General features: G+C 70.0%; 17 protein-coding genes. 9 read left to right on the top strand and 8 right to left on the bottom strand.

Annotation, left to right across the window (positions count from 1 at the left end; translation table 11 throughout):
* Nucleotides 1-51: 51 nt before the first annotated feature.
* Entirely contained in the window at nucleotides 52-432 is a 381-nt protein-coding gene (locus ABLG96_RS16380) for a VOC family protein (RefSeq protein ID WP_353648399.1), read from the top strand.
* A 19-nt stretch (nucleotides 433-451) separates the two neighbouring features.
* Here ABLG96_RS16380 and ABLG96_RS16375 read toward each other — a convergent pair whose 3' ends face one another.
* The gene (locus tag ABLG96_RS16375; RefSeq protein WP_353648398.1) at nucleotides 452-1,747 is read right to left on the bottom strand and encodes an MFS transporter; all 1,296 of its coding nucleotides are present in this window, start codon (nucleotides 1,745-1,747) and stop codon (nucleotides 452-454) included.
* Between the two features lie 274 nt (nucleotides 1,748-2,021).
* Between ABLG96_RS16375 and raiA the strand changes: the two genes are divergently transcribed.
* Complete coding sequence (gene raiA / locus ABLG96_RS16370; protein ID WP_353648397.1) at nucleotides 2,022-2,642, top strand: ribosome-associated translation inhibitor RaiA; 621 nt, start codon at nucleotides 2,022-2,024, stop codon at nucleotides 2,640-2,642.
* A 170-nt stretch (nucleotides 2,643-2,812) separates the two neighbouring features.
* Nucleotides 2,813-5,725, top strand: a complete 2,913-nt coding sequence (gene secA, locus ABLG96_RS16365; protein WP_353648396.1) for a preprotein translocase subunit SecA — start codon at nucleotides 2,813-2,815, stop codon at nucleotides 5,723-5,725.
* Between the two features lie 102 nt (nucleotides 5,726-5,827).
* Here secA and ABLG96_RS16360 read toward each other — a convergent pair whose 3' ends face one another.
* Nucleotides 5,828-6,478, bottom strand: coding sequence for an Rv3235 family protein (locus ABLG96_RS16360; RefSeq protein ID WP_353648395.1), 651 nt, complete (start codon nucleotides 6,476-6,478; stop codon nucleotides 5,828-5,830).
* A 64-nt stretch (nucleotides 6,479-6,542) separates the two neighbouring features.
* Nucleotides 6,543-7,550: a LysM peptidoglycan-binding domain-containing protein gene (locus ABLG96_RS16355; RefSeq protein ID WP_353648394.1), complete on the bottom strand. Its 1,008-nt coding sequence runs from the start codon at nucleotides 7,548-7,550 to the stop codon at nucleotides 6,543-6,545.
* Between the two features lie 184 nt (nucleotides 7,551-7,734).
* On the opposite strand from ABLG96_RS16355, the gene ABLG96_RS16350 reads away from it, so the two are divergent.
* Entirely contained in the window at nucleotides 7,735-8,301 is a 567-nt protein-coding gene (locus tag ABLG96_RS16350; protein ID WP_353648393.1) for a hypothetical protein, read from the top strand.
* A 60-nt stretch (nucleotides 8,302-8,361) separates the two neighbouring features.
* Here the strand turns inward: ABLG96_RS16350 and ABLG96_RS16345 are convergent, their stop codons facing one another.
* Nucleotides 8,362-8,595 carry a helix-turn-helix domain-containing protein gene (locus tag ABLG96_RS16345; protein WP_353648392.1) on the bottom strand — a complete coding sequence of 78 codons (234 nt, stop codon included), beginning with the start codon at nucleotides 8,593-8,595 and terminating at the stop codon, nucleotides 8,362-8,364.
* Between the two features lie 270 nt (nucleotides 8,596-8,865).
* Between ABLG96_RS16345 and ABLG96_RS16340 the strand changes: the two genes are divergently transcribed.
* The 4 genes from ABLG96_RS16340 to ABLG96_RS16325 are packed head-to-tail and all read left to right on the top strand — an operon-like array spanning nucleotide 8,866 to nucleotide 12,795.
* Complete coding sequence (locus ABLG96_RS16340; RefSeq protein ID WP_353648391.1) at nucleotides 8,866-9,465, top strand: SAF domain-containing protein; 600 nt, start codon at nucleotides 8,866-8,868, stop codon at nucleotides 9,463-9,465.
* Between the two features lie 3 nt (nucleotides 9,466-9,468).
* Nucleotides 9,469-10,809: a chromosome partitioning protein gene (locus ABLG96_RS16335; RefSeq protein ID WP_353648390.1), complete on the top strand. Its 1,341-nt coding sequence runs from the start codon at nucleotides 9,469-9,471 to the stop codon at nucleotides 10,807-10,809.
* Nucleotides 10,810-10,855: 46 nt separating this feature from the next.
* Complete coding sequence (locus ABLG96_RS16330; protein ID WP_353648389.1) at nucleotides 10,856-12,283, top strand: wax ester/triacylglycerol synthase family O-acyltransferase; 1,428 nt, start codon at nucleotides 10,856-10,858, stop codon at nucleotides 12,281-12,283.
* Nucleotides 12,280-12,795 carry a hypothetical protein gene (locus ABLG96_RS16325; RefSeq protein ID WP_353648388.1) on the top strand — a complete coding sequence of 172 codons (516 nt, stop codon included), beginning with the start codon at nucleotides 12,280-12,282 and terminating at the stop codon, nucleotides 12,793-12,795. Before ABLG96_RS16330 ends, ABLG96_RS16325 begins: the two co-directional genes overlap by 4 nt.
* A 177-nt stretch (nucleotides 12,796-12,972) precedes the next feature.
* On the opposite strand, the gene ABLG96_RS16320 is transcribed toward ABLG96_RS16325, so the two are convergent.
* Entirely contained in the window at nucleotides 12,973-13,533 is a 561-nt protein-coding gene (locus ABLG96_RS16320) for a YceI family protein (RefSeq protein WP_353648387.1), read from the bottom strand.
* A gap of 148 nt (nucleotides 13,534-13,681) precedes the next feature.
* On the opposite strand from ABLG96_RS16320, the gene ABLG96_RS16315 reads away from it, so the two are divergent.
* Nucleotides 13,682-15,277 carry an ABC-F family ATP-binding cassette domain-containing protein gene (locus tag ABLG96_RS16315; RefSeq protein WP_353648386.1) on the top strand — a complete coding sequence of 532 codons (1,596 nt, stop codon included), beginning with the start codon at nucleotides 13,682-13,684 and terminating at the stop codon, nucleotides 15,275-15,277.
* A gap of 13 nt (nucleotides 15,278-15,290) precedes the next feature.
* Here ABLG96_RS16315 and ABLG96_RS16310 read toward each other — a convergent pair whose 3' ends face one another.
* From ABLG96_RS16310 to aroA, 3 genes are all read right to left on the bottom strand, one after another.
* A complete protein-coding gene (locus ABLG96_RS16310; RefSeq protein WP_353648385.1) occupies nucleotides 15,291-19,358 on the bottom strand; it encodes an FtsK/SpoIIIE domain-containing protein in 4,068 nt (1,355 codons plus the stop codon).
* A gap of 123 nt (nucleotides 19,359-19,481) precedes the next feature.
* Nucleotides 19,482-20,681 (bottom strand): ribosome small subunit-dependent GTPase A, encoded by a 1,200-nt coding sequence (rsgA, locus tag ABLG96_RS16305; RefSeq protein WP_353648384.1) that lies wholly within the window; start codon nucleotides 20,679-20,681, stop codon nucleotides 19,482-19,484.
* Entirely contained in the window at nucleotides 20,669-21,988 is a 1,320-nt protein-coding gene (aroA, locus tag ABLG96_RS16300; RefSeq protein ID WP_353648383.1) for a 3-phosphoshikimate 1-carboxyvinyltransferase, read from the bottom strand. Before aroA ends, rsgA begins: the two co-directional genes overlap by 13 nt.

The raw sequence follows: 21,988 nt of genomic DNA, 5'->3' as shown, positions 1-21,988 counted from the left end.
GCCGGTCGCCCAGCGGCCGGGCACGCGGCGGCAGGAAGCAGGTGATTCTCCATGGCCTGTCGGATCGGCGAGCTGGTCCTCGGCTGTCGCGATGCCGAGGTCATGGCGCAGTTCTGGTGCGAGGTGCTGGACTTCGTGGTGCTGGGTCGTGAGGACGACGGCTCCGTGGAGATCGGCTCTGGTGCGGGATCCGCCGGGGGGCAACCGACGATCTTCCTCAGCACCCGAGAAGAGCCCGAGCCGGGGAAGTCCCGGCTGCACATCGACGTCAACGCCACCGACCGCGACCAGGACGCCGAGCTCACCCGGCTGCTCGCGCTGGGCGCCCGTCCCGCGGACATCGGTCAGACCGGTCGGGAGTCCTGGCACGTGCTCCTGGACCCGGAGGGCAACGAGTTCTGCCTGCTGCGCTCTCGCCTGGATCCGCTCTGATCCGGGCTCGCCGTTCCCGTCAGCGCAATCCGAACGATCTGCGCGCGACGACCACGGCGACCAGCGACAGCAGCGCCACAGCGATGAAGTAGTAGATCAGCGACATGTTCGAGCCGGTCCACTCGATCAGCGCGGTGAAGATCAACCCGGCGAAACCGCCGAACAGCAGCACGCCGATGTTGTAGCCGACGGCCATCCCGGTGGTGCGCACCGCGGTCGGGAACAGGTCTGCGTACAGCGCCGGCAGGGGGCCGAAGTACAGCGCCATCAGGATGCCGAAGCCGATCTGCACCACCGTGAGGGTGCCGACGGACGGCCAGGTGTTGAGGATCTTGAACAGCGGCCAGGCGAACACTGCGGCAGCGGCCGCAGCAATCGTCATCACCCGACCGGCACCCACCCGGTCGGCGAGCTTGCCGACGAACGGGGTACCGCAGAGGGTCACCAGACCGGCGATGATGCCCCCGAGATACCCCGCATAGGAGGGCAGCCCCAGGCTCTTCACGCTGTAGGTGGGCATGTACAGGATCAGGTAGACGGAGATGGAGGCCAGTCCGACGATGCCGGCGGAGGCGAGCACCCTCGTCAGGTGGGTGGTCAGCGCGGAGCCGAGCGGCGACTTCACCTTCTCCGCATCGGTGAACTCCGCGGTCTCGTCCATCTTGCGGCGGATGTACCAGCCGACGGGGCCGATCAGCACGCCGAAGAAGAACGGCACCCGCCACCCCCATGAGTCGATCTGGGCCGGGGTCAGTTGGGTGAAGATGACCAGCCCGAACAGCGACGCCAGGAACATCGCCGCACCCTGGGTGGCCACCTGCCAGCTTCCGTAGAAGCCCTTGCGGTCCGGGGCGCTCTCCACCAGGAAGGTGGTGGCGGTGCCGAACTCCCCGCCCGCGGAGAAGCCCTGGATCAACCGCGACACGAGCAGCCACAGCCCGGCGGCGACCGGACCGATGGCGGCCGCGGACGGCGCCACCGCCATCAGCAGGGTGCCGATCATCATCGCGATGATGGTGAGCGAGAGCGCCTTCTTGCGTCCGACGCGGTCGGCGTAGTTCCCGATCACGGCGGCGCCCACCGGCCGGATCAGGTAGGTCACCGCGAACAACAGGAACGACATCATCAGGCCGGCGAACCCGGACAGCCCGGGGAAGAACACCCTCGCGATCACGGTCGCGAAGCTCGAGTAGACGATGATGTCGAACCACTCGAGGGCGTTGCCGATCGACGACGCGACGACGGCCTTGCGGGCGCGCGCCCGGTCGGAGTCGGTCGGCCGGGGAGCGCGGAGGGTGATGGGTGTGTCGACCATCCGCCTACCGTTGCACCATCGGCCTCGATGCGCGAAACGGCGCCGCCGGGTGCCGGGACCGGGTCGCCGAGCAGACTGCGACCCACCCCCGGTCGGACGCTGGGTGCGATGCGCGCGTCAGTCGGTTGCGAGTGTTCTGTGACCACCCTCCGCCGAGCCAGGTGTCGCTTGCCAAAGCGGACATCACCGGTAGGTTCACAAGGACATTCCCGACGCGCGAGCCGGGACTTTCGACGCAGGTGTCACCCCGGCCGCCAGAGTTCAGGAGGTCTGCGTGGAGATCGTCGTCAAAGGCCGCAACGTGGAGGTTCCGGAGCATTTCCGGACCCATGTGGCCGAGAAGCTGAGCAAGACGGAACGGTACGACGCGAAGATCATCCGGGTCGATGTCGAGCTGTCGCACGAAACGAATCCCCGCCTGGCCAAGACCGCGCAGAAGGTGCAGATCACTCTCGGGTCCAAAGGCCCCGCCGTCCGGGCCGAAGCCTGCGCCGACAGCTTCTACTCCGCGCTGGACGCGGCCTCGCACAAGCTGGAGAGCCAGCTGCGCAAGGCAGCCGACCGGCGCCGCAGTCGCGAGCGCACCCCGGCGTCCGCGGTGGCGGCAACGCCGGACGAGCTCCTGCCGTCGGATCCCGCGACGGAGAACGCCGAGAGCGTGGAGGAAGGACACGTCCCGGGCAGGATCGTGCGGGTCAAGGACCACCCGGGCCTCCCGATCACCGTCGACCAGGCTCTCTACCAGATGGAGCTCGTCGGTCACGACTTCTATCTCTTCAAGGACGCCGAGACCGGGCTCAGTTCGGTCGTGTACCGACGGGTGGGTTTCGACTACGGCCTGCTCCGCCTGGCGGACGACGCTGCAGCCGAGGTGGCCGACGTCGCAGCGTCGTAACGCCTACGATGGAGCGCGACGTGGGGGCACCACTGGAGTGCTCCCGGTTGTGACGCGTGTCCGCGCCGAGTGCGCCGGCCGATCGGGATTCTGCGACCCGGCCGACGCACCCGGCGGCGGACACCCCTGTGCCCACCGGCGCGGGGCTGGACAAAGACGAGGGTGCGAACGTGGTTCTGTCCCGATTGCTACGGGTCGGCGAGGCGAAGACGGTCAAGCGGTTGGCTGCCATCGCTGCGCACATCAACTCCCTGGAACCCGACTACGAGAAGCTCAGCGACACCGAGCTGCGGGAACTGACGGACAAGTACAAGCAACGGCTCGCTGACGGCGAGTCGCTGGACGACCTGCTGCCGGAGGCCTTCGCCACGGTCCGCGAGGCCGCCAAGCGCACCCTGGGTCAGCGGCACTACGACGTCCAGCTGATGGGCGGCGCCGCCCTGCACCTCGGCAACGTCGCGGAGATGAAGACCGGTGAGGGCAAGACCCTGGTGGCCACCATGCCGCTGTACCTCAATGCGTTGCAGGGCAAGGGCGCGCACCTGGTCACCGTCAACGACTACCTGGCCAAGTACCAGGCCGAGTGGATGGGCCGGGTGTTCACCTTCCTCGGCATGGAGACGGGAATCATCCTGGCGCAGCAGACGCCGGACGTCCGGCGCGAGCAGTACCACGCTGACATCACCTACGGCACCAACAACGAGTTCGGCTTCGACTACCTGCGCGACAACATGGCCTGGTCGCTGAACGACCTCGTGCAGCGCGGTCACCACTTCGCCATCGTCGACGAGGTCGATTCGATCCTCATCGACGAGGCCAGGACGCCGCTGATCATCTCCGGCCCGGCCGACCAGAGCTCCAAGTGGTACGTCGAGTTCGCCCGCCTCACGCCGCGGATGGCCAAGGACGTCGACTACGAGGTCGACGAGTCCAAGCGCACCGTCGGTGTCACCGAGGCCGGGGTCGCCAAGGTGGAGAAGGCCTTCGGGATCGAGAACCTCTACGAATCGGTCAACACCCCGCTGGTCGGCTTCCTCAACAATGCGCTCAAGGTCAAGGAGCTCTACAAGAAGGACCGCGACTACATCGTGGTCTCCGGCGAGGTGCTCATCGTCGACGAGTTCACCGGTCGCGTGCTGCACGGCCGCCGGTACAACGAGGGCATGCACCAGGCGATCGAGGCCAAGGAGGGTGTGGAGATCAAGGCGGAGAACCAGACGCTCGCCACGATCACCCTGCAGAACTACTTCCGGCTGTACGAGAAGCTCGCCGGCATGACGGGTACCGCGCAGACCGAGGCCTCCGAGCTGCACCAGACGTACAAGCTCGGAGTCGTCCCGATCCCGTCGAACAAGCCCGTCGTCCGGCTCGACCAGACCGATCTGATCTACCGGGCCGAGGACGCGAAGTTCGACGCGGTCGTCGCCGACATCACCGAGCGCCACGAGAACGGCCAGCCGGTGCTGGTCGGCACCGCGTCCGTCGCGAAGTCCGAGAAGCTCAGCAAGCTGCTGTTGCGCGCCGGCGTTCCGCACGAGGTGCTCAACGCGAAGAACCACGCCAGGGAGGCGCAGATCATCGCGCAGGCCGGGCGCGCCGGCGCCGTCACCGTCGCCACCAACATGGCCGGCCGAGGGACCGACATCATCCTGGGCGGAAACCCGGACTTCCAGGCCGACCTCGATCTGCGGGCCCGCGACCTCAACCCGCTGGAGACGCCGGAGGAGTACGAGGCCGGGTGGCCCGAGGCCCTGGAGGAGGCGACCAAGAAGTCGAAGACCGAGGCTGACAAGGTCCGCAAGGCCGGTGGCCTGTACGTGCTCGGAACCGAACGGCACGAGGCCCGGCGCATCGACAACCAGCTGCGCGGCCGGTCCGGCCGTCAGGGTGACCCAGGGGAGTCGCGCTTCTACCTCTCGCTCGGTGACGAGTTGATGCAGCGGGTGGGCGGCAACGCCGTCGACATGATGATGATGCGACTCGGTGTCGATGACGACATGCCGATCGAGCACAAGTTCGTCTCCAAGGCGATCAAGAGCGCGCAGACCCAGGTCGAACAGCAGAACTTCGAGATCCGCAAGAACGTCCTCAAGTACGACGAGGTGATGAACCTGCAGCGCACCGTCATCTACGACGAGCGCAAGCGGGTGCTCGAGGGTGAGGACCTGCACGATCAGGTCCGCAGCATGATCGATGACGTCGTCAAGGCCTACGTCTCCGGCGCGACCGACACCGGCTTCGCCGAGGACTGGGACCTCGACACCCTCTGGGCGGCGCTCAAGACGCTGTACCCGGTGAAGACGACATCTGCCGAGATCGCCGAGACCGGTGAGCTGACGGCCGAGCGGATCACCGAGCTGGTGACCGAGGACGCGCGACGCGCCTACGACGAACGTGAGGAGACCCTGACCCCCGAAGTCACCCGCGAGCTGGAGCGCCGCGTCGTGCTGTCGGTCCTGGACCGGAAGTGGCGCGAGCACCTCTACGAGATGGACTACCTCAAGGAGGGCATCGGGCTGCGCGCGATGGCCCAGCGCGATCCGTTGGTGGAGTACCAGCGCGAGGGCTTCGACATGTTCGCCGCCATGCTCGACTCGCTCAAGGAGGAGTCGGTCGGCTTCCTGTTCAACCTGCAGGTGCAGGTGGTCGCCGAGGACGGCGCCACCACCACCACCGAGGGTTCCGGTGGTCAGCTCCCGTCCCAGGTGCCAGCGGTCGCCGCCGACGGCACCCCGGAGGGCGGCAGCACCGGCAAGGCCCTGCCGTCTGCCAAACGCCGCCGGCAGCGCCCGATCGCGGCCCTGCCGACCGATGAGGTCGCGGTAGCTCCGGCCCCGTCGAAGCCCGCGGAAGCTCCGAAGGCGTTGCGCGCCAAGGGACTCGCCGGCGATGCGCCGACGTCGTCGGCACTGAGTTTCTCCGGCCCCGGTGAGGACGGCGAAGCAACTCAGACCGGCGCCAGGCCGTCCGGCAAGGCGTCGCGCACCGCGCAGGACACCAAGGAGCCGGCACGCAATGCGCCGTGCCACTGCGGATCCGGCAAGAAGTACAAGCAGTGCCACGGCCGCCCCGGCGCCGTCTGAGCCGCGCCCGCTGAACCGCTGCTGCTGAACCAGTCGAGGCCCCCACCGGAATCCGGTGGGGGCCTCGTCCTACCCCGCCGCGGTCAGGCGCGGCGGGGCAGCTCAGCCGACCTGCAGTGCTGTGATCCGCCACCGTCCGTCCAGGCCGGTCATCCGGAATGCGATGGCGCGGCAGCGATCACCGCGTCGGAGCACCAGGCATACTTCAGCGACCCCGTCGGAGGGTTCACTCGTGTGCACCGACTGCACCCGCGCCAGGCCCCGCCCGGTGAGCGGGATGTGTCGCTGCAGTCCGGCGAAGACCGGCGGCGTGCAGTGGGAACGTAGCTGGGCGATCGGGCGGACCCCGGTGAGCGTCTCGATCAACGCCCGCCCGAGCGTCACCGCAACCTTCGCCGCTGGCGGTAGCTGGGAGCTGGGGGTCTGCTCCACGCCGAAGTCGGGCGCGTAGGACAGGTCGGGGACGTCGGCAGCGATGAGCGGGGCGGCTGCAGTCCCCGCCGCTCGGAACGCGGTCGCCGGCGCATGCGCATCCGGATCGGCCAGAGCCACCGGGCGCCGGGGGACAGCCCGGCGGATCCGATCGACGCTGCGGCGTTCGTCGTCGAACGGTGGCTCGGCATCGGGGACGGCGATCAGCCGCGGCCGACCCGGCTGGGACCGACGGGTCCGGCGGACCCGCGGGCCGGCCGGGATTGGGCCGACGGGGGAGATGGAAGTGGCCTCGGTGGCCGGAGCGAGTGCGGTGCTCATCGAGCTCTCCTTGCGGTGGATGGTCGGATGTCGGCAGCGGCCGGAGGAGCTGAGGAGCGGAAGATCATGGCGTCTGCGCGGGTGGGGCGTTGAGTTCCTGGCCGGGCAGGATCACGTCGGGGTCGTCCCCGATCACCCCGCGGTTCGCCCCGTACCAGCGGTGCCAGGCACTGTCGATCTGGGCGTCGGTGGCGTCCGGGCCGAGCTGGCGAGCCGCGATCGACCACAGCGTGTCGCCACGATGGACGACGACCGTCGTCGGCATCGGCCAGTCCAGGTCCACCGGAGCGCGCGACGTCATCGACGGACGGTGCACAGGCCAGTCGAGGTTGATCTCGCCGGCGGACGCCGGGGACGGCACCCCTCGTGCAGCTGTCCCCGATGCCGTCGGTCCCGGCGCAGCCGTTCCCCGTGCCGCTGTTCCCCGTGCCGCCGTTCCCGGTGCCGCCGGCGCGGATCCAGCGGTCCTCGATGTCGCCGTCTCCCCGGTCGGCCAGGAGACGCCGTCCTGCTGCCCGTCAGCGGACAGCAGCAGGCAGACCCGCGCGGCGGGTGCGGTGGTCGCGTGGTCGCCCACCCGATCTGCACCCGTCGCCACCGCGGACGCCACCCGGGTGATCGAGCCCGCGAGCTGACCGGCGGGCACCAGCGGTCCCGGCGCTGGTGCAGAGCCGCCGATGCTGATCGTGGCGACGGCGGTGCCCGCGACGGCTGTGCCCGCGACGGTGGGTGCCGTGCTGGTGGCCACCCCGGTGAGTGCGCCCACGCTCATGCCGATCGCGATGCTGCGACGGAGGAATCCGGGCGTGATCCGGGCCAGCGCACTGCGTGCCACTCGGCCGAGAGCACCGGGGGCGTTGGCAACGAGCGTGAGAACACCGATCACGAGCACCCAGCCGAGCAGCAGCCAGACCGCGATCGAGGCACCTCCGAGCGTCAGCGCGGTCAGCACGCTGTCGAGATCACGACCCGACGTGACCTCGCGGGCGCTCAGGTCGGCGGCGATCCGCCACGGCAGCGGGACCAGCAGGGTCGCGGTGCCCACGGCCAGCAGCAGTGCAGGCAGTCGCATTCGATCGAGCGCCTTTGCGGGCTGATCGCTGCGTTTGATGTCGTTTGGCACAAATCAAAGTGAATCAGATCGGGCGGAATGCCGTCAAGTCGAGGCAAACGAGTTCAAACGAACGAGTGAAGGCTCAGCACGGGCGACAGACGCAGATCGGGCGCCCCGGCGCCGTATGTGCCACCGTTGGTGCATGCGGTGGGAGCAGCTGTTCGGAGACCTCGAGGCACAGTTCGACGCGTTCGCGGAGGCCGGAGCACTGGCCGAGGTGGCAGAACGTCAGCGGATCGAGTTCGGTGGAGTGGGGCTGGTGGCCCGCTTGGTGCCGGCCGTCGGTACCCCGATCCGCGCCACGACAGCAGCCGGGACCGGGATCAGCGGGATCCTGCGACAGGTCGGACCGGATTGGCTACTCATCGACGAGTCCGCTGGTCGTGACGTGGTGCTCCCGCTGGCATCGGTGAGCATGCTGGAGGGTCTGGCGGCGGCCGCCGGTCAACCGCTCGGGGCGATCGCCGGAAAGTTGACGTTGACCTCGGCGCTGCGGGGTCTGGTCCGCGACCGGTCGCCGGTCGCGGTGGTGATCCCCGGCGGGGACGGTGGAGCGGAGCTGACCGGAACCCTGGACAGGGTGGGCGCCGACTTCTGTGAGCTCGCACTGCACCCGGCGTGGGAGGTGCGCCGGGCGAACGCCGTCCGGCAGGTGGTGGTGATCCCGCTGGGCGCGGTGATGTTCGTCCGTGCCCAGCCGCTGAACTGACCGAGGAGTTGAGGTGCGCGAGTCGAGGACCGACCGGCCCCGGGCGTGCGGATCGGCCGCTCAGCTCTCGCTCTCGGCCAGCGTCTGCGGCGCCTCGACGAGTGCTTCCTCGGTCCGCCGGTAGGCGCGTTCGATGTAGTCCTCCAGCTTGCTGCGTTCGACCCGCCACTGGTTGCGGCCGCCGATCTGGATCCCCTGCAGGTCGCCACTGCGGACCAGCGCATAGGTCTGCGACGCGGAGATGTTCAGGACGTCGGCGACGTCGGCCAACGTCAGGAACCGATCGTTCGCCATCGATGAAGTCCTCCCGAGTCGCAGCACTACCGGCTCCCAGGGCCGGCACTTCGCGCCGTGTTGCTGGACCCAGTATGACGAGGTTCCTGGCCACCCCGTGAGTTGTCCACACGCGCGCCGGTCGAGTTGCACACCATCGGGCGATCCGGCAGGCTCCGGCCAGGCAGAGTGGTGGATGGTCCGGGGGGAGCGTTGATGACGGTCGGTGGGAACGACGTGGGTGGGTCGCGACCCGATCCGCGGATCCCGGCAGCCCCGTCCCCGAGACGGATGAGCAGGCCGAAGTGGCTGAACACCAGGGTCGTGCTCGGGGTGCTGGTGGTCGTCGGCGCGGTCGTCCTGGGGTCCAGGGTGGTCGGCGCCCAACGTCAGCTGTCGACGGTCTGGGCGACCACGACCGACCTGCAGGCCGGCACCATGCTGACCGGCGCCGACCTGGCCGAGATCGAGGTCAACCTCGACGACACCGCCGGGCGCTACTTCGGCTCCAGCGCTGCGATCGTCGGCAAGCAGTTGACCAGGGCGCTCGGGGCGGGGGAGATCGTGCCGGTGGCCGCGGTCGGCGATCCGGTGGCCGACACCCGGTTGCTCGCGCTCACGGTGGCCGGCGACCAGATGCTGCCAGGCCTGACGCGCGGATCGGTGATCGACGTCTATCTGGTGCAAGGTTCGGGCGCCGATCTCACCACGAAGCCGGCAGCCGCGGACCTCACCGTCCAGGAGGTCACCGCGCCGTCCAGCGGGGGTCTGTCCGGCGCCGGCAGCAGCGGCTACCAGGTGGTTGTCCGGTTGCCGACGAAGAGGGCACAGGAGCTGGTCACCCAACTGTCCACCGGCACCCTCAAGATTCTCCTGCACCCGGCGGGCTGAGCAATGTCGGACGGTGTGCTGACCGCCGGTGGCGGCCACCAGTGGGAGAACGAATTGGTCGGCGCACTGTCGGCACCGGGCTCCCAGCTGACGGTGGTCCGTCGGTGCGTCGACGTCGCCGAGGTGCTCGCCGTGGCCGGCACCGGGCAGGCGGCCGCGGTCGTGCTGGCCGCCGACCTGCGGCAGCTGACCAGCGATGTCATCCAGCGGTTGCGTTCCTCCGGGGTTGCGGTGATCGGTGTCCACCCGGGTGATGATCCGGCCGGCAGACAGCGGTTGGAGCGCATCGGGGTGTCGATGCTGGTGGCCGACGATCTCGGCGCCGAGGCTGTCGCCGACGCGATCCGGACGGCGGTGGCGGAGTTCGGTTCGAGCGACCAGGGCAGCAGTGTGTCGTTGGCCGACCCGAGATCGGCACTCGGCGCGAACTCGTCGCGTGCGTCGGCGATGGATGCGACCGGCCCCGTCGAACTGTCGGCGCCGACTCCGCGGCCGCCGGGTCGGGTGATCGCCGTCTGGGGACCCACCGGCGCTCCGGGGCGCACGACCATCGCCCTCAACCTGGCCGCCGAGCTGGCCGACCAGGGAATGCTCACGATGCTCGTCGACGCCGACACCTACGGGGGTGTGGTGTCCAGCGCGCTGGGACTGCTGGACGAGTCGCCCGGTCTGGCCGGCGCGTGTCGGCTGGCGGCGAACGGCCGCCTGGACGCGACCCAGCTCGCGGCGCTGTGCTGGCAGGTCGGTCCCATCCGGGTCCTGAGCGGGGTGGCGCGGGCAGATCGCTGGCCCGAGGTGCGGCCGTCGGCGATCCCGGTGGTCCTGACCCTGGCGCGACAGCAGGCCGAGGTCGTGGTTGTCGACTGCGGCTTCGCCGTCGAGACCGACGAGGAGATCTCCTACGACACGGCGGCGCCGCGCCGCAATGGGGCGACGCTGGCTGTGCTCGAGGAGGCGGACCTGGTGCTCGCGGTCGGTTCGTGCGATCCGCCCGGAATGGAACGCCTGGTCCGTGGGCTCGCCGAATTGCAGTTGGTACTGCCTGGGGTGTTCCCGAGGGTCGTGCTCAACCGGCAACGAGGTTCCGCTGCCGGAGTGCAGGAATCCGTCGGCGCGGTCTCCCGTTTCACCGGCAGCGAGGTGATGGCGGTGATCCCCGAGGACAGGGAGGCGACGGACCGGGCCTGGCGCGACGGGCTTCCGTTGTCGCAGGCCGCCCCCGCGTCGCGGACCAGGACGGCGATCGCGCAGCTTGCCAGGGCCCTCTCGCCGCAAGCACCGTCCGGCACGGTCGAGTCCACTGCGCGACGCTCAGGTGGGCAGCGGGGTGCCCGCAGCCGGTGAGCGATGGCCGCTGCTCGCCACCGCCGGCGCGTGACACGATGACCTGGTGACGGACCGGCTCTCCGCAGCGGACACTGCCTTCCTCTATGCCCAGGACGAAGGCAGCCCGATGCACGTCGGGGGAGTGGTGGTGCTCGAGAGGTCGACCACCGACGGCGCCCGCCCGATCAGCTACGACGACATCGTCAGCCACATCGCCGACCGGATCTCGCTGGTGCCGCGGTACCGCCAGAAGGTCAGGATGGTGCCGGGTCGACTGGCCCGCCCGGTGTGGGTGGACGACGACGAGTTCGATCTGACCTACCACGTGCGGCGTTCCGCACTGCCCCGTCCGGGCACCGACGCCCAGCTGGACGATCTGATCGGCCGGCTCATCTCGCGGCCGCTGGACCGGGCGCGGCCACTGTGGGAGATGTACATCATCGAGGGCCTGGCCGACGGTCGGGTCGCGGTGGTCAACAAGACCCACGAAGCGCTGGTGGACCGGCTGGGAGCGGTCGATCTGGCCGCCGCGATCCTCGACCTCGATCCCGCCGCGCAGCGGGTCACCGACGGCGGCTGGATCCCGCGGCCGCAACCCTCCGACGTCGACCTGCTCGTCGATGCCGTAGCCGATCTGGCCGCCCGTCCGTCGGAGCTGATCGACGTGCTCAAGTTGGCCGCCGTCGATCTGCGGTCGACGATGTCCCGGGTGGGCGACGTCGCCGGCGGTGTGGCCGGCATCGTGCGCCAGACCCTGTCGCCGGCGCCACGGACCGCGTTGGGCGGCACCGGTACGGGACAGCGTCGCTACGGTCGGTTCTCCGCCGAGCTCGACGTGATCCGCCGGATCCGCACCCGCCACGAGGGCACCGTGCACGACGTGGTGCTGGCGGTGATCGCCGGGGCGTTGCGCAACTGGCTGCTCTCCCGCGGGGAAGCCGTGACGGGCGGCGGCACGCTGCGTGCGTTGGTGCCGATGTCGGTGGGGCGCGCAGAAACCTCGACGGTCTCGTCCCTGCTGCTCGATCTGCCCACCGGCGAACCCAACCCGGTGATGCGGCTGCACCAGATCGCCTTCGCCACCCGCGAGCACACCGCTGCTGATCGCGGAGTCGGCGCCGACTCGTTGATGGCCCTCGGCCGCTATTCACCGCCCACGCTGCACGCGCTCGGCGCGCGCCTGGGCATGCAGCTGTCCCGACGGTCCTACAACCTGCTGGTCACCAACGTCCCGGGGCCGCAGATCCCGCTCTACGTGGCCGGGCACCGGGTGCAGACGATGTACCCGGTCGCGCCGCTGGCGCTCGGGCACGCACTCGCGGTGGCGTGCACGTCGTACAACGGGCAGGTCCACTTCGGGCTGACCTGTGACCGGGAGGCCATCCCGGACGCCGGCGAGTTCAGCGAGCTGCTCGCCGAATCGTTGGCGGAGCTGGCCGCCGAGACCGTGCCGCGATCCACCGGCACCCGACACCACCAGGAGGACCAGTGAGGGTCTACATCCCGTCGACGGTCACGCAGCTGCGGACGGCGTCGGATCGCGGGAGCGTGCCGGCGACCGTCGGGTTCGGCGTCACCGCGTCGCTGCGGAGCGAGTACCCGGCAGCAGAGGAGGACGAGCTCGAGTACCTGGCGATGACGGATGCCGCGCGGGCGTCGCTACGGCTGCTCGCCGGCGAGGACGGAGCCGGCGGTGCCGACGGGGGCCATCCGGCGGCCGGCGTGCGGGTGGTGATCGCGGCGGATGTCGACGCGGTCACCGAGTACCCGCAGGGTGACAGGGCAGCGGTCAGGGTGGACGCGGAGATCACCTGGCGGCAGGTGGCCGCCGTCCACCTGGACGGCGCGGACGCCGCCGATGCGGTGCGGGCGGCGGTGGCGGTCGTCGACGAGGCCGACCTGGACGACCCGGACGCCGAGTTCGTCGTCGGTGAGGCGGAGTCCTACGAGCTCGCCTGGTATGCACCGGACGAGATCAGGTTCCTGCTGGAGGAACTGGGCTGAGCAGGTCCGGGGTCCCGGAACGGGCCCGGGAACGCACCGAGCCCAGTCCGCCGGAGATGATCCGGCGAACTGGGCTCGAATGGGTCTTGGCCCGGTGCATCAGTCGCTCAGTTGCGTGTCGTTCGGCGTGGTGGCTTCACCGGCGAGTCTCTCAACGGCGGGACACGCTGCGGTCGCTCACTCAGCAGCGTTGAGGGTGTACTCCAGCTCGAGGGCGATCTCGATCTTGTCGGCGACGACAGCGTTGCCCGCGCCGAAGCCCATCTCGATGTCGATCCCGAAGACCTTGCGGCTGATCGAGGTGGTGGCGGAGAAGCCGGCTCGCTCCGCGCCGTAGGCATCGGTCGTGGCGCCGAGGAACTCGACCGCCAGGTCGACCGGCTGGGTGACGCCGTGCAGGGTCAGGTTGCCCGCGAGGGTGAACTCCTCGCCGTCGAAGTTCTTGACACCGGTGGAGGTGAACTCCATGGTCGGGTGCTTCTCGACGTGCAGGAAGTCCTCGGACTTGACGTGGCCGTTGCGCTGCTCGTTCTTGGTCTCGATCGAGGCGGCATCGATGACGGCGGTCACCGAAGCGCCCTCGATGCCGTCGGCGCCGACCGTCAGGGTGGACGACAGCAGCTCGAAGTTGCCGCGGGCCTTGCCGACTGCCATGTGGCGGACCTTGAACGACACGTCGGAGTGGACGGTGTCGCCGGTCCAGGTGCCGGCGGCGATGGCGGTGGTGCTGGTGGTCATGTCGATGTCCCTTTCGGAAGGTGGAGCGGCCGGCGGACCCGCCATGCCGTTTCATGAGTGTTCAACGAATTCGATCCTCGCGCATTCCTCGTCAACCGTCGAACCGGCGTGAGATGGGTCACCTCGGGGCGTCTGGCAGGCTGCCGGGATGAGCTGGATCCGGTTGAACGACGTGTCCGTCGGTTACGAGCAGCGCACCGTGCTGAGGGAGGTCTTCTTCCGCCTGAGCGACGGCGATCGGGTCGGGCTGATCGGTCGGAACGGTACCGGCAAGACCACCCTGCTGCAGGTGCTGCTGGGCCGCGTGGCACCCGATACGGGGACCCTCGACGTCACCGAAGGGGCCCGGATCGGCTACTTCTCGCAGTTCTCCGAGCTCGACGGAGACACCAGCATCCAGACCGAGCTGGAGAATTTGTTCGCCGCAGTGCGTGCGATCGAGGCAGAGTTGGGAGAGGTCGAGGCGAAGCTCGGCGGAGACATCGACGAAGCGCAGATGTATCGGCTCGTGGACCGACAGGCCGAGCTGCTGGAGGCGATGGAGAGCGGCGGCGGGTGGACCTACCACCAGCAGATCGACACCGTGCTGTCGAAGTTGGGGTTCGATGCCGACCACCGGGACCTGCCCGTCGGCAAGCTGTCCGGCGGCTGGCGCAACCGCGCGGCGTTGGCGAAGATCCTGCTGGAAGCGCCGGACGTGCTGCTGCTCGACGAGCCGACCAACTTCCTGGACGTCGCCGGCATCGCCTGGTTGGAGCGGTGGCTGCGCACGTTCCGCGGCGGGCTGCTCGTGGTCTCGCATGATCGGCACTTCCTCGAGCAGGTGGCGAGCAGCATCGTCGAGATCGAGAACAACCGCCTGCAGGTCTACGAGGGGAGCTACGCCGACTACGTGCAGCAGAAGCAGTTCCGGCTCAAGAGTCTCGAGCGTGAGTTCAGCAACGAGCAGCAGTTGCTCGTCTACGAGCAGGAGGCGATCGCCGATCGGCGGGAGGCGATGAAGAATCCGTCGGGGGTGCTGAAACGGCGGCTGGCGAACATCAAGAAGAGCCGGACCAAGGGCTCGATCGACGCCGTGGTCACGGCGATCTACGGTGGTCTGCATGTGAACGACAGCCTGTGCGAGGTGACCGGGCTGACCAAGGCACAGGACGGACGGGTGCTCTTCGAGGACGTCTCGTTCGAGTTCGGACGGGGTGACCGGATCGCCATCACCGGCCCGAACGGCTGCGGCAAGAGCACACTTCTGGATGTCCTCACTGGTGCGCGGGAGGCTGATGCCGGTCGGGTGAAGTGGAAGACGCGGGGGCAGCCGTTCGTCCACTACAACCGGATGCTGGCGGACCTCGACGACGACGACACCGTCACCCACGCCGTCAACGGCATGCCTGACAGCCTTGCGCTGACCGCCACCCGCAAGGACGTCCATCGCTTCCTGACCCTGCTGCAGTTCTCCGAACTGGACCAGAAGCAGAAGATCGGCACGCTCTCCGGGGGTCAGCGCGCGCGTGTCGCACTGGCCCAGTGCTTGCTGTCGGGAGCCGGGGTGATCGTGCTGGACGAGCCGACCAACCATCTCGACCTGCCCAGCGCGCAGGTGCTCGAGCGCGCGCTCACGGCCTTCCCGGGCGCCGTCGTGCTGGTCAGTCACGACAGGTTCTTCATCGAGAAGGTCGCGTTCCGGCAGCTCGCGTTCGACGGCGCCGGTGGAGTCGCCCAGATCGCCGGCGTGCAGCTGTCCTGACGCGCACACCTGATCAGGGAGGTGTGGATCTCCTCGAGCACACGTCCGAGAGGTCGGACACGGCCACCTGGATCGCGCAGCAGCGTCCGCCGTTGACGAAGTGCCCGCGGCCGACGTTCCGTGGACCGGCCGGCCGTCGGGGGAGCCTGACGCCGAGCGGTGCGCCGTCGGCGCTGTCGGCGCCGAGCAACAGACCGGTGCCGCTCCTGGTCAGCTCGGCCACTGCACCGCGGAAGGCTCCGAGGCGCTCCAGCCGGGTACCCAGGACCATCGACTGACCGGGCTCGGCGTGTTCCAGGAATCGAACGAGCACGTCGCCGAGCTGGTCCTGCTCGAACCGGTGCGCATCATCGGCGACGAGCAGCAGGTGCCCCTCGTGGCGGGCCAGAATGCTGGCGAGCTCGGCCGCCGACGGGTCGGCGAGGACGCGCACCCGATCGTCGATGTTGCGCGGCTCCTGGGGAGCATTCCTGCCGATCCACAAGGTGGGGATTCCCGTCATCGATCCGCCGCGGACGATCGTGCGCAGCGCGGCGCTGGTTCCCGCGCCGGCCGTCCCTGCCACCACCAATCCGGCGGAACCGGCGGGGTCCCAGTGCACCGGGACACCCTCGTCGCCGCCGAGACCGAGGGTGATCGAGCCGACCGCCGGCTGTGCGAGGTTCGCGAGCCCGACGACCTCCGGCAACCTCCGGACCACGATCGGCGCAGCCGCATCTGCACTGCCTGCAGTGTCTGCGGCCCCGCTGCCCGGATGGCTGGGCCAGCGTCCCGGCAGTGCCCACTGCAGTTGCGCTCCCGGGATCTCGGCCACCCAGGCCCTGCCCGGTGCAGTGTCCGGTCGTGGTGTGGACGCTGCATCCGGAAGTCCCAGCTGCACGTGGTGGCCGAACGCTGCCGCCAGCCGTCCGCGGTCGGTGGCCGCGTCACCGCTGATCGCGCACCGGATCCCACAGGACGGCCCGCGTGCGATGAGGTCGGTGAGCTGCTGTGACCAGAGGGTCGGGTCCAGCGTGTCGAGCGCGGCAGCCATCGCCTCGTAGCCGTCGATCACGAGGCCGATCACTCCCGGGGGGATCCGATGCGGTTGATGGCGGCGCCGGGCCGCCTCGGCGGAGAGCCGTACGAACAGCCGCAGCACCAGGTCAGGCTGGTCGAGGCCGAGATGGCTGCTCACGCCGTCCGATCCGACGAGCTGCCCGAGATCCCCGGAGGCGTCGATCACCACCAGCCGGCCTCCCGATGCGCGGACGGCGGCCGACCACCGCAGCAGCGCCCGACTCCGTCCGCTGCGGGCCGGCCCGGAGATCAGCAGCGACCCGGCGGGCAGCGGCCACGGCTCGACCCGTTGCTCGTCCGGGCGGTCGAGCAGTCCGAGGACGCCCGGATCGTCGTGCTCCACGACAGCGCCCGGTGGGGGTCGCCACGGCGGTGCCGGCAGCGGGACCCCGCGCCGGGCGGCGACCCGGACGGCGGCATCGATCAGCAGGGACAGCGCGCTCGGCGCGCTCGCCACCGGGACCGGGTCGCCGATCCGGCCGACGGTCGCGACCTGCGAGCCAGGGCTGCTCATCCGGGCGACGTGCAGACGCTCCGGCGCCCGACCGGCACGCTGCAGGAATCCCTGCCCCGGGCTCTCCGCACGGATCGTGGCCGCGTCCGGCCGGCCGATCAGATCCACCGATTCGGCCGGGTCGGTGACCCGCAGACAGATCCTGGTGCCGATGTTCGCCCGGATGGCGGGCGTCACGACACCGGCCGGCCGCTGGGTTGCCAGGACGAGGTGCATGCCCAGCGATCGTCCTCGCTGGGCCACGTCGAGCAGACCGGGGACGAACTCCGGCAGCTCGGCGGCGAGGGTGGCGAACTCGTCGACGACGATCACCAGCCGTGGCGGCGCGTGTTGCAGGTGCCGGTTGCCGATCGTCGCGGTGCGTCCGGCCGGATCGTCGGGTTCGTGGTCGACGGCGTGCTGCTCCCGTCGTCTGAGCTCCGCACGCAGACTGCGCAGCACCCGCTCGCCCAGGGCAGGATCGAGGTCGGTGACCAGGCCGGCGACGTGCGGTGCCCGTACCAGGGGGGCGAAGGTGGAACCGCCCTTGTAGTCGATGAGCAGCAGCGACATCCGCTCCGGCGGGGCCGCGGCGATCAGCCCGCCCACCAGGGTCTGCAGCAACTCGGACTTGCCGGAACCAGTGGTTCCGGCGATCAGCAGGTGCGGGCCGTCCGCGACGAGGTCGAGCTCGACGGTGATGCTTCCTGCCGACCCGCTGCCCGCCGACCCGCTGCCCGCCGCGCTGCCGAGTGCGACGACCGGCGCAGCGTCCACGGCCCAGGCGCGATCCAGGTCGTGGTCCGAGGGGACCCGGAACGGGCCTGGTGGGCCGTCGTCCCCGGTGCCGCGCACGGTGAGCGGCGTGAGCGCCTCGGCCAGTTCCCGGAACCGAGCACGGGACAGACCGATCGCTGTCCCCGTGAGCTCGTCCAGATCGATGACCGCAGAGCAGGCGCGGGGCAGGCGTGACCGGGATCCGGCGGTCACCAGGACCAGACCCTCCGGCCGCGCCAGGATCTGCGCCACGACCGGATCGCGGTGCCAGCGTTCGTGGTCGTCGATCAGCACCGTGCGAGTCGGTGAGGAAACGTTGTTGCTGTTCCGGGGGGTATCGGACGGCAGCGGCTGCCGGTGGACCCTGCCGACCGACCCGGTGTCCGAACGCAGTTGAGGGATGCCGTCCAGACACCACAGATCTTCACGGCTCGAATGCACTTGCAGCTGCAGCCGGTGCGGGGGAACGGAGGTCAGCAGTTGCGCGAGCAGCCAGCGAAGACTCCCGCGCTCACCGCCGCAGAGCCCGACCACCCCGCGCGTCGGCAGGATGGTCTCCACCGGGACTGGACCGGTCCGCAGCGACAGCGCTTCGCTGCCCGAACCGACCGGAGCCAGGCCCGGCTCCGGCGCACCCACGCGGGTCGGGCGGATGCCGACGCCCATCGTCAGAGCATGACCGTTTTCCGGATCGTCCCGCCACAGGTCCTGCGCGCCCGTGAGCGCCCACCGCAGTCGATGTGCAGGGTCGGCGAATTCCCGCCACGCAGTTCGCAGGTCGGCGCGCACCACCGCGCGACACCGGCGGCGGTACTCCAGCTCGTCGGCACGCCAGCTGCGCACCGCCTGACTGTGTGAGCGTCGATCGCCGGCCCGGTCCCCGAGAGCGGTGGCGGCCATCGTGAGCGGGCCGAACAGCGCCATCAGCAGGAACATCCACATCCCGGTCACTGCGCTGATGACGACCCCGGCCAGCGCCCCCACCACGGTGGCGAGCCAAGGCGTCACCCTCGACGTGCGCAGTGGCCGTGAGCCAGGGTGCCGCGGAGCACTCGGGTCGATCCGGGTCGAGGGGACCCGCGCGGCGAGGGTCAGCTGCCACCGGCCACGTGCGTCCGGTTCGCGCAGCAACGAGGGTGTGCCGGCGAGCTCCACCCGGATGACGCTGCCGCCGAGCTGCAGTGGTTCGCCGATCGCGAGTGACTCATCGGTACCCATCAGCAGGGTCGTCGGCTCCGTTGCGTCGAGTCGGACGGTGCCGTTCGTGGAACCGAGGTCGCGTATCCGGAGCACCCCGGATGCGGTGCTGGTGACCCGCAGGTGGCGTTGTGAGACTCCCGGATCATCGATCACCAGGTCGCACCCGGCCGATCTGCCGACGACGACGGGACGACCGGCGATCAGCTCGATGCTGCCGCCGGCGTCGGGACCGGTGATGCAGTCGAGCACCAGCCCGTCACCGGCGGTCGCCGGTAGCGCGGGCACCGTCGCCAGCACCGCCCCGGCCATCAGCGGAGGGTGCCCGACGAGTTCGTCGCCCAGCAGCTCGGCCGGGCCCCGGTGCAGCACGGTCCCGGCGGGCAGCCCCGCGGTCACCGCGACCTGATCGGCCACCGCGCGCCAGGGGACCGCTGCCGGCGCCCGCACCACGGCCACCACAGGTCCCTGCGGACCGATGACGGTCAGTGGGATCTCGAGGGGTGGCGGCGCCGGCGTGCAGATCGCACCGCGGTCGGACCCAGGGCTGGACATGCACCCATCGTGGGACGCCGGCGTCGGCCGCCGGGTGGTCTGACTGCCCGGGTGTGGACTACTCACAGGCTGTGGACAGCCGGGTCCGATCGGGCGGGGGCTGTCGGACGTCCGTGCTGCGGATCAGCCCGCCGACGTGCCGGGGTCGGTGGGGTGCTCCGGCGCAGCACCCTGCTCCGGCGCAGCACCCTGGTCCGGCGCAGCACCTTGGTCCGGCGCAGCACCCTGGTCCGGCGCAGCACCTTGGTCCGGCGCAGCACCCTGGTCCGGCGCGGACTCGTCCGAAGCCGCACCGCTACGCGAGGAGAGCAGCCGCCGGAAGGATGCCAGCCGGCGGCGGTCTGCGGCACCGGCCTGGACCGCAGCGTCGAGCGCACACGGCAGGCCCTGGTGATCACAGTTCGGCGGGCAGTCGACCGAAGCCTCGTTGAGGTCGTCGAACGTCCTGAGCAGGTCGTCCGGGGTGACGTGGGCCAGACCGAACGAGCGCACCCCCGGTGTGTCGATCACCCAGCCGCCGTCGGGCAGCGCGAGGGCGATCGCGGAGGTGGACGTGTGCCGCCCCTTGCCGACCCCGCTGACCACACCGATCGCCCGGTAGGCGTGCGGCACCAACGCGTTCACCAGCGTCGACTTCCCCACGCCTGAGTGTCCGACGAGGACGGACTCCTTCTCGTTCAACAGCTCCCGGACCTCCTCGACCAACCGGTCGTTGAGGATCGCCCCCTGCGAGGCGTCGGCGGAGTCCTTGCGTTTGGACACCAGTACCGGCAGCTCGAGATCTGCGTAGAGATCCAGCAGGGCCTGTGGATCGGCCAGGTCGGTCTTGGTGACCACCAGCACCGGCTGCAGGTCGCCGGTGTACGCGGCCACCAGGCAGCGGTCGATGAATCCGGTGCGGGGCAACGGATCTGCCGCTGCCACCACGATCACCAGCTGGTCGGCGTTGGCCACCAGTACCTTCTCGACGGTCTCGGTGTCGTCGTCGGCCGACCGACGCAGCACGGAGGTGCGCTTCTCGATCCGCACGATCCTGGCCAATGTGTCGGTGGCGCCGGTGATGTCGCCGACGATCGCGACCCGGTCGCCGACCGCGACAGCGCGTCGGCCCAACTCCTTGGCGCGCATGGCCATCACGATCCGTGCCGCGGATGTCGAGCCCACCAGGCAGGTGTACCGGCCGCGGTCGACGGTCACCACGAAACCGGCCGCCGCGTCCTCGTGGGTCGGTCGGGTCTTGGTGCGCGGACGGGAGCTCCTGGACGGGCGGATCCGGACGTCGTCGTTGTCCCAACCGTCGGACAGCTTGCTCAGGAGGACCACCCCGTTCCGGGACGGTCGCCGTCCAGCAGTCCGGCCCAGAAGGTCCCGAAATCGGGGAAGGTCTTTGCGGTGCAGTCGATCTCGTCCACGACGATTCCCGGCACCCGCAGGCCGATGATCGCTCCGGCGGTCGCGATCCGATGGTCGGCGAAGGCGGCCCAGGCCGCCCCGTGCAGCGATCCGGACGGTGGGACGATGTGCAGTGCGTCGTCATCGCTGCCGGCATCGACGCCCACCGCCCGCAGGTTCTGTTCCAGCGCTGCCAGCCGGTCCGTCTCGTGGCCGCGGATGTGGCCGATCCCGCGCAGGTGCGACGGACCTTCGGCCATCGCCGCGAGCGCGGCAACTGTCGGTGTCAACTCGCTCGCACCGTGCAGGTCGATGTCGATGCCCTGCAGTCGATCCGGGCCGGTGACCCGCAGCACCCCCGCGGTGAGCGACACGGTGGCCCCCATCCGCTGGACGATGTCCCGGAACTCGTCCCCGGGCTGGGTGGTGAGCTCCGGCCAGTGCAGCACACTGACCGTTCCGCCGGTGACGGCCGCCGCCGCCAACGGCACGGTGGCGTTGGACAGATCCGGCTCGATGGTCTGCGTCCAGGGCCCGATCGGTCCAGGGTCGACGTGCCAGGTGTTCGGCTCGCTGTCGTCGACCGGCACGCCGTGACGCCGCAGGAGGTCGATCGTCATCGCGATGTGCGGCAGCGAAGGGACCGACCTGCCGTCATGGTGCACGGTCAGGCCTCGCTCGAACGACGCACCCGAGAGCAGCAGTCCGGAGATGAACTGCGACGACGCGGAGGCATCGATCGTCACCTCCCCACCGCGGAGCGATCCGGTGCCCTGCAGGACGAACGGCAGTCCGTCGCCCTCGAGGTCGGCGCCGAGTGCCCGAAGTGCCCGCAGGATCTCGCCCATCGGCCGTCGCCGGGCAGCCGGATCACCGTCGAAGCGGATGCGGCCGGCACCGGTGGCGACCAGCGGCGGCAGGAATCGCATGACGGTCCCGGCCAGACCGCAGTCGATGTCGGCCGGGCCACGGAGGGGAGCGGGTCGGACGAGCCAGCCGTCGGACTGCTGGTCCTCGCGCACCTCGGTGCCGAGCTGACGCAGCGCCGCAACCATCAGGTCGGTGTCCCGGCTGCGGAGCGGAGCGCCGATCCGTGACTCGCCGGCAGCCTGGGCGGCCAGGATGATCGCCCGATTGGTGACGGACTTGGATCCCGGCAGGGTGACCGTCGCGCTGACCTTGCCGTCGGCGACCGGAGCGGTCCAGGGCCTGGTGGCCGCTGCTGGCTGGGAGCTCAT

Source organism: Nakamurella sp. A5-74 (genome assembly GCF_040438885.1).
Classification (GTDB): domain Bacteria; phylum Actinomycetota; class Actinomycetes; order Mycobacteriales; family Nakamurellaceae; genus Nakamurella.
Note: the sequence above shows the minus strand (reverse complement) of the source record. Positions and strands in the feature narration are given on the sequence as shown.